The following is a 13,849-nucleotide window of genomic DNA, read 5'->3' as shown; positions in this document are numbered from 1 at the left end:
CAAGGCCGGGCCAGGGTACTCTCGTTATTCCCGGCGGTGCGCAGCAGCAATAGTGAATCCGCTCGCTGGCGCGCTGATGCGGAGCCGGTGTCGGGCTGCCAAAAGTGCCTCGGCGGGACTGGGGACGACGGCAGAATGGTCCGGCGCTTCGCAGCCGGTCTTTTGCATCCGCCGCGGCATTCCTTTCCCCACCTAAACAACCAGCCTGGCCGGTGTGAGGTCGACCATACCGGGAGACGACGAGCGCTCATCTAACAGGCACTACACGGCCCTGATCAGCCGGAGCAGAGAAAGTGCTTCGAAAAAAGTCCCCTTGCGAAAGGCGAGATAGGTCGGTTCTTCGACACCGTGGAACCGGCGCTTGAAGGCCGCCTGCCCCTGCAGGTTGAAGCGGGTGCGATTGACCCACGGCGAGTCATAGGCACGCTGGAAGGCGTGCCGCCAGAAATCGCTTTCGGCAAAACCGCTAGGTCCGATTTCGACAAGCGGCGACAGGCCCAGGGTGACGACGGAAACACCTTCGTTGCGAAAGCGGTCGACCGCGAACTTGGTCAGGCCGATCTCGGCATGCGCCGAGGCATCGATGTGCTTGCGCTTGAACGAGGTGGTGTAGCCGATGATCTTGCCGTCGCTGAACAGCGGATCGAAATCCAGCAAGGCCACGAGTTCCCCATCCGGACCGTGCAGGACGAAACGGCGCATATCGACGCCAAGGTGATCGGCAAAGGGCCTGTTGAGAAATCTCATCTCCCAGCGCTTGACGATGCGGTCGGCCCGCCAATTCTGGGAGAGCCTGGCAATCTCGTCGAGGAAGACAGTCCCGTTGTCCTCTGCGAAGGAAAAACCCTTCCTCAAGAGCCAGCGTTCGGAATAGCGCACTGTCTCATTGCGCTTTCCGGAAAAGTCGTGTCCGGGCAAGACAAGCCTGGTGTCGACGCCGAGGCGGTTGACCTGATAGCCAAGCCCGGCAAGCACGCGCGCCGTCTGTTCGCCGATCTGCACGAACCACGGGCTGCCGGCAACCTCGATGAAACGTCTGATATAGTCGCGCCGATCGGCCGGGGCAGCCATTGGATCACCCAGCGCGAAATGATGTCGCGTTTTGCTGCCGTAAGCGATGTAGCCCTGGGCATCGCCGAAGTAGTGAAGCCCCTTCTGCACGGTGGTCGAATAGGCAAGGGAAAAATCACCATGGCGACGAACCAGCGCCAGGCGCTCGACATGGTTCAGCTGCAGCCGCGGTATTTTAGGCCCGCGGTTCTCCAGGAAACGATCGAGGCGTCTTCGCAGTGACGGCATGGTCGACTTTCGCGTGCCGGCTAGGGCGATGAAAGAGCTGACGGACCCCAAACCGATCATATTGCCGCGAGTTGATCCTTATCTCAGCGCGGCATGTTTGCCCGGCCGGAGCCGCCAGATCCGTAGGCGCAATCTGCCCCGGTCCCGCCCCCAGTCGGCACCACGCATTGTTGTCGACGCCCAGCGCCTGACGGCTGGTTGCTGCGCCCTTGGCGACACGAAAATCAATGCCACTTTCGCAAGCGCCCAGGTCACCCGCCAAACACGATGTTCTTATCGAACTGCGCTCTGAGAAGATGCCGCTTGATCGGAACCCAGGAACTCGTCGCGTTCTGCTATCCACAAGTCGGCGTAGTCGACATTCTGCCACTCGGCAAACCACGGGCCGCCGCTGGTATAGTGGACCGCCTTGGGTGTGCCGACAGCAGGCTTTTCGTTCCAGCCTTCGAGCCAATTCCACTCTACCGGCAATGAGCCCAAATCCTTGTCGGCAACCCACTGCATTCGGTGAAGATAGGCGCCACTTTCCTGATTCACGACGTCTGGCGTGAGCGATCTGACCGAAGGATGCGCGCAATTGAACAGCATCAGCGACGACCAGTTTTTCCGAGGATAGGACGTCTGGACCACGCCATCCATCTTGGTTGTGGCCTTCGGCGTATAGTCATGCTGGACGCAATAGACCGCCTTGTCCGAGTCCGTGTATTTCAGCAGGCCTGCGACGTCACCGAGCCACAGGAAATCGCAATCGCAAAACAGGGCCCAACCCGTGTAGTCGGCGAGAAAGGGCGTCAGGAAGCGCGTGTAGGTGAACTCCGTTGAGGCGAGCGGATCTTTTTCCCGCCAATACAGCCCGCGGGCACGCATCTCGTCTTGTTTGATCGGAATGACGGAGACAGGCGCCGACGCATGTTTGAGCAACGAGTGTCGCGCGACGTCGTACGCGATCGGCTCACGGCTGTCCCATCCGATAAATACCCTAAACGCATCAGTCATATTCACTACCCTGGCTTTCGATTTTAACGGTCGTACACTAACTAGTTGGCGATGGCTCGGCAACAATTGCGGTCAACCAAGCCGGTTTGTCACAGATTTGTCCTGGCCTCAGCCTTGCTTTTCTGGTGGACCTGGCCTCGCATTCCCAATGCGACACGCGCCCATTTCTGATAGGTGTAGCTAGCCGAATACGCGGCCACCATCGCACCAATGGAACCGTCCAGAAATCCCAGCCGGAAAACATAGCTGCGCACATAGGCCCAGACCGAGCGCAAGACCGCCTTGCCTATCGAGCTTTTTTTGCCCTCGGCAAGCAGCTGCGCGGCGGACGCTTCTGCGTACCGGCCGATCTTGTCGTGGGCATCTGCCAAGTCGGTGATGGAATCGTGCTCGATCGGCTGGGATAATCGGCTGACCTTCCCGTTCACCAATACCTTCTCGTGCACGGTGTCGTCGCTGAAGCGCCCGGAGCGGCGACGGAAGAGCCTGAGCACCAGATCGGGCGACCAGCCGCTATGGCGGACAATGTGACCGCAAAAGCGCGATCTTCTCGGTATTTCGAAGCCGTCATAGGCTTTTGGGTCGGCGATTGCGGCCCTGATTTCCGCGCCGAGCGGCGCCTCCACCCACTCATCTGCATCCAGCGAGAGGATCCAATCCCCCGTCGCCGCGGCCAGCGCACGGTTTTTTTGCGCGCCGAAACCGGGCCAATCAACGGTCATCAGAACCTTGGCCCCCAGAGCACCGGCAATCTCCCTGGTCCTGTCGCTGCTGTTGTTGTCGAGAACGACGATCTCATCGGCAAAATGGACCGACCGAAGGCATTGCGCGATGGACGCCTCCTCGTTGCGGGTGATGATAATGACCGAGAGCGCCGGCACGGTCAGAAGGTTCCGGCATCAAAGCTGCCACTGTCATTCGAATGCATCTGCAGCATCGGCTCCCGGCCTGTTGGCACACTGACGGTACTAACCCAATTCAACAAAGTCGAAAATCATTTCAGATCAAGGCTTTCATACAGCGCCATCATTCGCTTGATCATGACATTGAAATCATAGTGTTCGGCGGCCGCCCTCACCCGGGTTGCGGTCTCAGGCCGTGACGACAACTGCAGCGCGTGCGCGAGCGCTGCTGCGAGGTCGCTTTCGCTGGCCGCATCGCAAACGAGCGTCGGCTCGAACCGCTCGACAAGCTCGCGCGCTCCACAGCCGGTGCTCACCACGGCGGGCAAGCCGCTGGCCATCGCTTCGATGACCACCGTGCCGAAAGGATCATAGATGGAAGGCAGCACTGCAATGTCGGCCGCGCCGTACCACGGCAGCATGTCTTTCTGCGGCCCCAGCATCTTGAGCCGTGCGCCGAGACCGAGCCTGTCACCGGCCTGCCTGAAGGCGTTGGCGCGCGAATCATGGCCGATGACCCACAATTCAGGCTCGCCATCGAGCCTGGCGACTGCCGTCATCAGTGCAAGCAGTCCCTTTCGCGCAAAGCCCGAGCCGACAAACAGGACGACCGACCTGTTTTCGTCGACGTCGAGCCGCGCGCGGATTGTCGCCCGATGCCGCTGGCGCAGCTGCGGGTTGAAACGTTCGAGATCCACCCCGTTGGGAATATGGTGCACATTTTCCGCCGGATAATCGTAGTGACGGACAATGTCCTCTGCCACCATTTTCGAAATGGCAATGACAGCTTTGAGCCGCGGGCTGGCATAGGTTGCGCGCTCGAGGCGCAGCGTCTGGCGGTGAAAGGGGCTCAGCGCCATTGCCGCCCTGCCAAGCCGCGTCTCGAAACGCCGCCGCTCGGCAAGATAGGCGGCATGAACGCCCTCCCCGGCCCGGAAGACATCGCAGCACGGCAGGCGATCATTGCTCTGCACCAGCGCCGGCGGCATCTCGGCGATCTTGCGGCAGGCGGCTTGAGCAAAGGACGTCGCCCGCAGCGAACGCGGAAACCGGCGGCCGGCACAATGGATGAATTCTATGCCTTCGTTTCGCGGCCAGTCGCCGGAGAGCACGGCCACCGGCCGCTGACGCGCGGCAAATGCGGCCATGATGTTTTCCAGCATGATCTCGCCGCCGCCAAATGGCGCATAACGCTGGCGCACGAACAGGATCGGCCTGTCGAATTGAATTTCGGTGCCACGAATGCCGGCGTACATAGGGTCTGGGCTCCGGCCTGTTGCCATCCGACGATGTCTATAGAGGCCAGCGCGCATCGGCAACACTTGGAAAGCTCACCCGCCGGAACTCCGCAACTGCTTGCGATTTGCCTAACGGTGCTGCATGTAGAAATTAACTGCAAACAGCGGATCAGCGCCAGCTCCAGCCGGGCGGTGACCGCCATGAGGGGAATCGACGGCTTGAGCAAAGCAACCTGGCCCGCCATTGTCCGCCGGACGATTACCGACACCGCCATATATCGGCTGAGACACACCTTCGGAAGACGGGCAGAAGTGTCATCGCTGCGGCCGATAACGCCCCTTAAAGCGAATGACCTGCCTTTGATCCTCGTCATCCGCAACGAGGCGGACAGGCTACACCCGTTCCTGAAGCACTATCGCGAACTCGGCGTCACCAGATTCGCCGTCCTCGATGATCGCTCGACCGACGGCACAGCTGAGCTTCTGGCCGAGCAGCCAGACGTCGATCTGTTCAGCTCGCCGATCACCTATTCGCAGTCGGACCTGGGAAACCTTTGGCGGCAGCGTATTGTGCAGATTTACGGTCAGCCTCGCTGGTATCTGACCGTGGATGCGGACGAATATCTTGTCTATGACGGCATGGATCAGCATCCGCTCGGTGCGATGGCCGACTGGCTCAAGCGGCGCGGAATGACACGCCTGCTGGCGCCGATGATCGACATGTATCCGAGCGGAAACATCTGGGACGTACCCTTCGATCCCATCGTCCCGCCATGGCAAGTTGCGGACCATTTCGACGTCAGCGGCTATGAGGTGACGAGGAGCCCCCGGCATCTCAAGATCACAGGCGGCCCGAGAACCCGGCTTTTCGCCAGGCAGCACAAGTTGACCAAGTTTCCTCTGATATATGTTGATCGCCAGACGATTTTTACGTCGATTCACTCACCGCTGCCCTACTGGCGAAACTATATAAAAGGATTGGCCGGCCTGCTTCATTTCAAGTTCTTCGCCGATTTCAACGACAAGGCGCAGGTCGCGGTGGCGGAAGGTCAGTATTGGAACGGCGCTTCCAAATATCGCCAGTATCATGAGGTATCGAGCGGTAAAGCCGCTCTCAGCGCGATGAGCGAACAGTCAATGCTGTACGAAGGAGCTCACAGCCTGTTCAAAACGGGTTTGATCGACAAGATTGATTGGTAGACGGCATTTCCAGCAGATGCCGAACCGGCATCATGCATAACCGAATGCTTTCATAAGCTGGGCACCTCGTCCTTGTACCAGGTCCTGTAGTTCGGCGTTTCCAAGTTCGGAGCGCCATCTTCCGCTTCCGTCGTAGATCGGCTGATTGACCTGCTGGTTCCGGAGCACCGCATGTGGCGTCTCGTCGCTGGCGTCGGTCGGCTTGAACCATTGCTGCGGGTTCTTGTGGTAGTCGAGAAGATCCGGGCTGAAGGTTACATCGAGAAAGCCGCATATCTGCTCGACGACTTTGGCCGGATTCTCGACCAGGTCCTCATAGCGATAGATCAGCACATCCGGCTTTCCCCGTTCCGCAAGAACTAGCGCATTGTCGTTGATCCAGCGGTCGAGAGCCTCCTTTGGGTCGCCAAGTCGTTTGATCAGGGACGCTACCACGTCGCGCCCATCTCGCACCGGCATGACGAAACGCGCGCCGGGCACGAGCCGGCGAATGCGGGCGACACGGCGGATATGCCGCGGTGTCTTTTCAAGCAGCACGCTCTTTCCAGCATCGAGCGCCGCCCGCTTCAGTTTCCAGAAGCGGAACATGGCCAATGGCGTCCACTTGAAGAAAATGTTGGTTTCCTGGAGCGGCAAGTAGACGTCGGGATGCGACGCAAGGATCGTCGCAATCAACGTCGTCCCGCTATGACCGCAGCCGCAAATGAATCCGGTCCGCATCACCATGTCGGCAATGCTCCCTAACCCAAGGCGATCCGGGCGCGGTTATCGACGCGAGAGTAGCACAAGCCGTTCGTGCTAAAGACCTTGTCCAGCTTCTCCCAATATTCGAACTTAGCCAACTGCTCGTCACAATAGGCCACGTCGTCGTCGGAAAGATATTCGCCGTAACCGCCTATCTTGCCCTTGCGCACCTTGAAGCTTTCGGGATCATTCGCATCGCGCGGCTGTAATATCTTGCCGTATCGATCGGACAGATCACCGGTCGATTCACTCACTTTCATCTTGTCGAACGTTCGGTTGTTCGCCACCTCGACAAGCGTCCGATCGTCAGCCTGCTGGTTCAGGAATCCAAGAATCGCGCGAAGGACACCAGCCGTATCCCGATGCATATCTTCATATTGAAGATACCGGATTTCGCGCATCCGGGGCATGGCCGCGAACCAATGCAGATTAAATCTGATGATCTTTTCAATCCCATGATTGTCGCTTCTGATAAAATCGCTGAACGATCCCGCTGGAAGCATGTGGCGCTTCTGAACCTGAAAGTACCCTGAGACCACCGTATCTCTTGGATCGCGAACAAGCATTATTGTTCTTCTCTTCTTGTATCGAGACTTATTCTCCTTGAGGCTCGACTTCGGTCGAAGTAACTTGTGGTCGGTTCCGTCATGAATGTATTGAACTTCAACGCCGAGATCGTCCAGCATGACACGCAGCCACGTGCGCCCCGATTTTGGAAAGGATACGATAAGAGGAAGAGGCGGCGCTTTGGCCTGGAAAAATTTTAGAAAGGACATGGGAGAGACCTCCTTTAGATTATCAGAGCTGGCGCCCGAACCGCTGCCGGCCAGACCAACCCCATTACTGGGCGCCTAAGCCTACGACTGATTCGAACACAAGGCAGAAATGCCAGCAAGAATTGCGATCCTCTGCGGGGCGAATTGGGCCTTTACTATATCCCGGTTCGGAATGCCTTATGTTTTTTGGCCTGTTGCGACGACTGTTCGACACAGGCGCTCCATTCCGCGGTCCGTCGGCCGAACCCCTTAATGCGCATTGCGTCGAAGCGCATTCAGTGACGCGCTTTTGGACGACATGCTTTAGCCACTCACTTTTGTGACCCATGGCGCCAGAATGGACTCGGCCTCGTCCATCACTACGGACCAGGGGCGTTCCCGTTTCGAGACCAGCACGGCCGATGGATAGTAGGGCGTGCGGTCACCCTCGACCGGCCAGGAGCGCTTGAAGCCGTCGCCCAGAATGAAAACCGAGGGAATGCCGAGCGCGCCGGCCAGATGCGCTCCGGTATTGCTGATGGTCACCACGGCGTCCATCGCGGCAACCTGCGCGGCGAAAAGGTCCATGTCGACGAGCTGATCGACCGATCTGTCATGAAGAATGCGCTCCGGCTCACCGTCGGTCAGGATCTTCAGATCGGTCTCGATCTGGCCGTACTGCAGCGAGACGAACCGGAGGTCCGGGCGGCCGATCAGGTTTCGCCAGGCGGCAAGCGGCGGCAGGTCTTTGCCGGGATTGGAGCTGCCCCATGCGATACCGACCAACGGCCGCCCTTCCTTCCGGTAGCGGGCGCGAAGTTCAGCGACCCGGGCCGGATCCGGCTTAAGGGGCACGAAATGCTCGCGGATCGTCGCCTCGTCGGTCTCGAAAACGGCAGTCAGATGCTGGACGCCGGCGAAGGCCTGCGCCTCGGCATAGGCAGCCTTGCCATCAGCGCCGACCGGCCGCACATCGGCGGTTGGAAAAGTGCGCTGAAAGAGCGGTACCAGGCGGCGCTCGACCAGCACGATCGAGCGGGCGGCGCGCGCCAGGGCACAGCCGACGGAACTCGCATGATGAATCGCGGTGGCCAGACCCTGCTTTTCGGTTTCCATCAGATCGATCAGCAGTGTCTGGCCAGAAATATTCTGGCCCAGCCACTCGCCATCGACGCGGCCGTTGACGATGTGGCGTCGTGCGATCCTGAGTTCGGCGGCTGCGCCATAGGCGCCCATCCGCATCAGCGCCTTGCTGAGCTCGTCGATCAGGTGGACCTCGCCCCTCGACTTCGCAATGGACCCAAGAGCCAGGGCTTTCGGCAGTGCCGCCGGCCAATCGCGGGACTCGACGCTTCGCCGATAGTCCGCCATCTGATCGGCAATGTCGCCGTCGCGCCAGCGAAGGAAGAGCTGCCGGCGGTGACGTCGGAACCAGACCTTGTATTTGTAGCCTGCAAGCGCGACAGCGCGGCGCAACCGGCCGAGAAATAGGCTACCTTCCATCGCCAGCTCCGCCGATGATTTGCATGACCCGTCCGCCTGCTTCCTGCACTGCCGACGCCCAGGCTCGGCCGCCTTTTCGGACCAGTCGAATGCTCGGATATGCGGCGACGGTCTCGCCGAAGGCAGGCCAGGACAGTCGAAACCCGTCGTCGAGCATGACAATCGTCGGCACGCCGAGCGCGCCGGCCAGGTTGGCGCCGGTATTGCTGATCGTCACCACCGCGTCGAGCGCCGCGATTTGGGCGGCAAAGCGGTCCATGTCCGTCAACTGGTCGACGGAAGCGTCATGGATGATGCGCCCCGGCGCGTGGCGCTCGAACTCGGAGAGGGCCGGCCCGACATCGCCATATTGCAAGCTGACGAGGCGCCCCGGCAGGCTGCCGAACAGCGTCCGCCAATCGTCCAGAGCCGGCAGATCCTTGCTCTTGTTGAGGCTTCCCCAGGCAAATCCGATCAGGGGACCTGGGCCGCCATCGAGATAGGTGCCGCGCAGCTCGGCAACCAGTCGGCGGTCCGGCTCCAGCGGAACGAAGGGCGCGCGTGCCGCCGGGTCGTCCGGCCAGAAATGCTTTGCCAGTGTCTCGAAACCGGCAACGACATCGGCGTCCACCGCCGCCATGTCCTCTTCCCCTTCAATCCTGACATCGAGCGCAGGATATGTTCTGCGATAAAGCGGTGCCAGTCGCGGCTCGACGAAGACGATGCATCGACCGGCAGCCGCGATCACTGGACCAAGCAGCGACGCGAACTGGAAAAAGATCGCCAGGTCGCCTTCGCGACGATCGACGAGAAGCGTGCGACCCGCAAGATCACGGCCATCCCAATCGGGCCTGCCGCGCAGCTGCTTGCTCGCCGCCATCAACTGCCAGACGCGATTTCCTCCGTCGAGACGCCTCAGTCCACGCCCTGCTTTCTTGATCAGCCCGAGATCGCCAAGCTGCTCACCGAGCACGCCAAGCGCCAGTGCATGGTCGCGAGCACTTTGCCAGTCACCACGCTGCACGCTTTCCTCCATCAGCCTCATATGCCGTTCGGCGCTTTCGTCGGCGTGGCGCGAGGGACGTCTAAGAAGTTCCTTTGCCCGCTCGAGAACCTTCTGCAGCCGCTTGCCGACGGCGCCCTGCGGGCGCAGATCGGCGGTTTTTGCTTTCTGAAGGATGGTTCGTCTGTTCTGCACGGCGATGTTCTATCGTCCTCGGGGAGTGTCGGAAAGCGTCGTCAGGATCGACGAGAGCCGCCGGCCGGCCTCGTCGAGCACCAGCGACCAAGGGCGCCCCTCCTTGCGAATGACAATGCCCTTCGGATACCAGGGTGTCCGGTCGCCGGTCACTGGCCATGCCGTCTGAAAATTGTCGTCGATGAGGAAAACAGTCGGCACGCCAAGGGCTCCGGCAAGATGCGCCGCCGTATTGCTGATCGTCACGACAGCATCGAGTGCGGCCACCTGTGCGGCGAAACGGTCCATGTCGACCATCTGGTCGACGCTGTCGTCAAAGATAAGACGTCCGTCGTTGCCGTTGCGAAGGCGCCGCAACGCCGGCTTGATCTGTCCGTACTGGAGCGAAACGAATGTCGCTTGTGTCTGGGCGATGAACCGTGCCCATTCAGGAAAATCAGGCACGTCCTTGGTGTGGGATTTGCTGCCCCAGGAGAGACCCACCAGCGGCAGATCCGTCATCGAGCGATAGCGCTTGCGGAATGTCTCGACGAGTTCAGGATCTGGCCGCAGCGGCACGAAGTCGGCAGCAAGCTTTTCGGCATCGCGTCCGAACACCCAGGCGAGATCTTCGAAAGTCGCACGTTTGTCGCCGACCACATCCTGCTGCGCCGGGACCACGGTCGCCTTCGGGAACGTTCGTTGCAGAATTGATACCAGGCGCGGCTCGACCCGAATTGTTGCGCTTTGCGAATAGGAAGCGGCAGCGCCGGCCAGTCGCGCGTGGCGGATAACCCGGCCAAGGCTGCGCGGGTCATCCTCCACAAGATCGATCAGCAGTGTATCCGATCCGAGATTCTCGCCGATCCACTCGTTGGCGCTTTTCCCTTTCCGCAGCCGGCGCGCCGAAAGCCGAAGCTCAGCTGCCCGCGCAAAGTTGCCAAGCCGCTCGAACGCCTGGCCCGCCTTCTGCATCAACTCCGGATCGCGATTGTGATCGGCCGTGACAGCCATCTCATTGGTACCGGCTTCAAGGCCTTTCCAGTCCCTGCGCACGATCAGAGCCTCAACCTTGGCTTGCAGCTCAAGAATGGAACGCGGCTGCTTGGCACCGGAAAACAACCTGCGCACCGCCTTTTTGTACCGGCGCACCTGAAGGCCCAGTCCACCAATCACATACCGGACATAGGAACCATGATAAAAGCTGGTCATCGGCCTTCAGCGCAATACGCTCTGCCGCAGCTTTTTGCCGCTTTCGACCATCGGATCGGGCGCCTCCAGGTGGAATATCGAACGATATATCTCGCTGTGCTTGGCAAGCTGGTCATGCGTTCCAGCATCGACAAGCTGTCCGGCGTCAAACACGAGAATACGATCGGCCGCCTTGATTGTAGACAGCCTGTGCGCAATGCAGATCACCGTGCGCTGAAATGTGCTGTCGAAGGCTGCCTCCATAACCGCCCGTTCGTTTTCGCCGTCAAGCGCCGATGTCGCTTCGTCATAGACGATTACCGCAGCATTCTTGAGCAGGGCGCGTGCGATGGCGACGCGTTGTTTCTGCCCGCCCGACAGATTGGTGCCGCTCGGCCCGACAAGCGTGTCGAGGCCGTTTTCAAGCGCCGAAGCAAAACTGGTGACCCGGGCGAGGTTCGCAGCGGACTCGATTTCCTGATCCGTGGCGTTCGGGCGGCCGTCGCGAATGTTGTCGCGGATCGAGCCTTCGAACAGGAAGACGTCCTGTGACACAAGTGCGATATTGTCGCGAACGTCCGCTAGGCTGATCTTCGAAATGTCCTTTCCGTCGATCAGGATCCTGCCCTTGGCCGGCTCCATCAGGCGCAGGATCAGATTGACGATGGTGGTCTTGCCGGCGCCGGAGCGGCCGACGATCGCCAGCTTCTCACGAGGTCGCACGTCGAAGGAAACACCCTCGAGCGCCGGGCTGTTGCCGTCATAGGAGAAGGCCACATCTTCAAAGCGGATACCACCATCGACGTCGGTCAGGCGCTCGCCCGCGATTGCGAGTCGCCGCTGCTCGGGCGTGTCGATCAAATCATACATCTGCTCGACGGCGACCATCTGCTTCTGGACGTCGACATTGACCCGGGCCAACCGCTTGGCAGGCTCATATGCAAGCAGGAACGCGGTAATGAAGGCCATGAATTCGCCGGGCGTCTTGCCGTTGCCGAGGGTCTGCCAGCTGGCGTACATAACGAAAAGCCCGATGATCACGCCGCCGCCGGTCTCCATCAATGGGCTCATCAATGCTGACGTCCGGTTGATCTGGATGCCACGTCTTTCCATCTTGCGGACGGCCTTTGCAAAGCTGGCAACCGCCTTGTCCTCGAGCTGGAAGGACTTGATGGTGCGGATGCCTTCGACGGCTTCCGTGCCGATCGACTGGACCTGCGCGGCCAATTCCGTCTCGCCCCTCGCCAGCGCCTTGAGCTTCCTTGTTATCGCGCCGACTGACAGGAACAGCATCGGCAGAACCGCCACGGATATCAGCGACATCACCGGGTCCTGCTTGACCATGACGCTGGCCAAAGCAATCAGGGTCAGCAGATCAGAGACGGCGCTGCTCGTGAGGGTGAGAATAACGGTCGCCCCGGCGCGCGCGTTGAACATGATCTTGGCGATGAATTTTGCCGGATGCTGGTTCGCGAAACGGCTGATGTCGAAGCGCACCATTCGAGAAAATTGACGGTTTTGCAGGTCCGAAACGATAGCCCGGCGAATCTTTCCCGTCGTGACGGTCTGGCAGTAGGCAGCTATGCCCTTGACTAGGAAAATGCCGATGATGACGACGCTGATACCCGATACAGCGGCAGCGTCTCGCTCGACATAGATGGTGTTGATCATGACTTTCATGATCCAGGCCGTCGCGCCGACCGCGGCAGCAGCAGCGATCGAGCACAGCAAACCTGTCACATACAGCATCTTGTGCGGCGGCAGATTTTCGCCAATCAGACGCTTGATCAGCGGATATGCCGGGACCGTTGACACTCGTTTCTTTGCAATCATCTTGTCGCCGCCCGTTGCGATCCCGTCCGGTCTTCGTGTTGTCTTGAAGCGCGAGACGGTTTCGATCACCTGTCTGTGGCTTCGTTCCCGACCGCAGTCAATGCCGAACCGGATCCTTGCACGTCATCGGCCCATGACCGTCGGTCCCTCGCATGCGAGCGTAGCGGACCCCAGCCACGCGGCTCTTGCGCCAATCGTCGTCGGCCGCGCTATGCTGGTCAGTGTTTCGCGAGGACCATGAGATGGCTTCCAAGAGGCGATGTGTGATTGCTTTTAATTGAAAAGCCCACATCCGAAAGCACCGCGATCATCTCCTTATCCTTGCCAGGAGGGACGCGGGCAACGATCGTTTGAGCACGCCTGGCGATATCGCACAGCACGCTTCGCGCCTTGTCCGCGCCGAGGCTCCACTGCATGTGATGGTAGACCGCCAGCAGCATGACGATGTCGTACTGCGGTTGGAGAACATTTTGCAGCTTCCGGCTGCCAAGATCGAGACAATCGAACCGGCTTTGGACTGGACAACCCAGGAAGATCATCCTGGCCGTCTCGATATGCGGCTTGAGAATGTCGATCCCATGGATCGAACTCGGTCCTAGCTTGGATATCTCATAGGCGACAACACCCATGTTGCAGCCAACATCGAGAATGGATTTCCCGGCGTAGTCGACCTCTGCTGAGAATAGCCCGTCCAGTCGGTCATCCCACGTTCCCTTGAATCTCTTTTGCTTATTTGACCACCACAAATCATTGTTCTCCAAAAACGACGCCGCACTGGTTCCTCTACGGAAGAGGACTGTGCGCCGGGCCTAGCCCGGTCCAGTTGCTGGCGCGCAAACGACACTGTCCAGAGCGTCCTGTAAACGTAACCGCGGGAGAAAGGAACTCCTGATCACAGCATCCTGCCAAGCCGTTTCGGGAAGTTGACGAACACCCGGCCCGACAAATCGACACATCGGTTGGAAATCGCAATGTCGCTTGGCGCCCCTACCCGGGCCTGCCCTCGAGTTCCTGAAACGCACGTCTTTTCGG

Annotated in this window: 12 protein-coding genes; 1 reads left to right on the top strand and 11 read right to left on the bottom strand. The window is 59.9% G+C overall.

The window, feature by feature from the left end; genetic code table 11:
- Positions 1-261 precede the first annotated feature (261 nt).
- From AC0L2X_RS16655 to AC0L2X_RS16640, 4 genes are all read right to left on the bottom strand, one after another.
- Positions 262-1,299 carry a phosphatidylglycerol lysyltransferase domain-containing protein gene (locus AC0L2X_RS16655; protein ID WP_473555631.1) on the bottom strand — a complete coding sequence of 346 codons (1,038 nt, stop codon included), beginning with the start codon at positions 1,297-1,299 and terminating at the stop codon, positions 262-264.
- 273 nt (positions 1,300-1,572) lie between these two features.
- Positions 1,573-2,295 (bottom strand): glycosyltransferase, encoded by a 723-nt coding sequence (locus tag AC0L2X_RS16650; protein ID WP_352491981.1) that lies wholly within the window; start codon positions 2,293-2,295, stop codon positions 1,573-1,575.
- Positions 2,296-2,384: 89 nt separating this feature from the next.
- Positions 2,385-3,176, bottom strand: coding sequence for a glycosyltransferase family 2 protein (locus AC0L2X_RS16645; RefSeq protein ID WP_473555634.1), 792 nt, complete (start codon positions 3,174-3,176; stop codon positions 2,385-2,387).
- Between the two features lie 113 nt (positions 3,177-3,289).
- The gene (locus tag AC0L2X_RS16640; RefSeq protein WP_473555635.1) at positions 3,290-4,453 is read right to left on the bottom strand and encodes a glycosyltransferase family 4 protein; all 1,164 of its coding nucleotides are present in this window, start codon (positions 4,451-4,453) and stop codon (positions 3,290-3,292) included.
- Here AC0L2X_RS16640 and AC0L2X_RS16635 point away from each other — a divergent pair.
- Positions 4,421-5,635, top strand: coding sequence for a glycosyltransferase family 2 protein (locus AC0L2X_RS16635; RefSeq protein ID WP_473555637.1), 1,215 nt, complete (start codon positions 4,421-4,423; stop codon positions 5,633-5,635). The genes AC0L2X_RS16640 and AC0L2X_RS16635 overlap by 33 nt on opposite strands.
- Positions 5,636-5,665: 30 nt before the next feature.
- Here AC0L2X_RS16635 and AC0L2X_RS16630 read toward each other — a convergent pair whose 3' ends face one another.
- The 7 genes from AC0L2X_RS16630 to AC0L2X_RS16600 all read right to left on the bottom strand — a co-directional run bounded on the left by AC0L2X_RS16630 (position 5,666) and on the right by AC0L2X_RS16600 (position 13,578).
- Positions 5,666-6,361: a sulfotransferase family protein gene (locus AC0L2X_RS16630; RefSeq protein WP_473555640.1), complete on the bottom strand. Its 696-nt coding sequence runs from the start codon at positions 6,359-6,361 to the stop codon at positions 5,666-5,668.
- 14 nt (positions 6,362-6,375) lie between these two features.
- The gene (locus AC0L2X_RS16625; protein WP_473555641.1) at positions 6,376-7,155 is read right to left on the bottom strand and encodes a sulfotransferase domain-containing protein; all 780 of its coding nucleotides are present in this window, start codon (positions 7,153-7,155) and stop codon (positions 6,376-6,378) included.
- Between the two features lie 303 nt (positions 7,156-7,458).
- Complete coding sequence (locus AC0L2X_RS16620) at positions 7,459-8,637, bottom strand: glycosyltransferase family 9 protein (RefSeq protein WP_352491986.1); 1,179 nt, start codon at positions 8,635-8,637, stop codon at positions 7,459-7,461.
- Positions 8,627-9,814: a glycosyltransferase family 9 protein gene (locus tag AC0L2X_RS16615; RefSeq protein ID WP_473555644.1), complete on the bottom strand. Its 1,188-nt coding sequence runs from the start codon at positions 9,812-9,814 to the stop codon at positions 8,627-8,629. The genes AC0L2X_RS16620 and AC0L2X_RS16615 overlap by 11 nt, the downstream gene beginning before the upstream one ends.
- A gap of 9 nt (positions 9,815-9,823) precedes the next feature.
- The gene (locus AC0L2X_RS16610) at positions 9,824-11,005 is read right to left on the bottom strand and encodes a glycosyltransferase family 9 protein (protein ID WP_473555646.1); all 1,182 of its coding nucleotides are present in this window, start codon (positions 11,003-11,005) and stop codon (positions 9,824-9,826) included.
- A 6-nt stretch (positions 11,006-11,011) separates the two neighbouring features.
- Positions 11,012-12,799, bottom strand: a complete 1,788-nt coding sequence (locus AC0L2X_RS16605) for an ABC transporter ATP-binding protein (protein ID WP_352710210.1) — start codon at positions 12,797-12,799, stop codon at positions 11,012-11,014.
- Positions 12,800-13,035: 236 nt separating this feature from the next.
- The gene (locus AC0L2X_RS16600; protein ID WP_352491990.1) at positions 13,036-13,578 is read right to left on the bottom strand and encodes a class I SAM-dependent methyltransferase; all 543 of its coding nucleotides are present in this window, start codon (positions 13,576-13,578) and stop codon (positions 13,036-13,038) included.
- Between the last annotated feature and the right edge of the window lie 271 nt (positions 13,579-13,849).

It is taken from the genome of Mesorhizobium sp. WSM4828, assembly GCF_055811175.1.
Note: the sequence above shows the minus strand (reverse complement) of the source record. Positions and strands in the feature narration are given on the sequence as shown.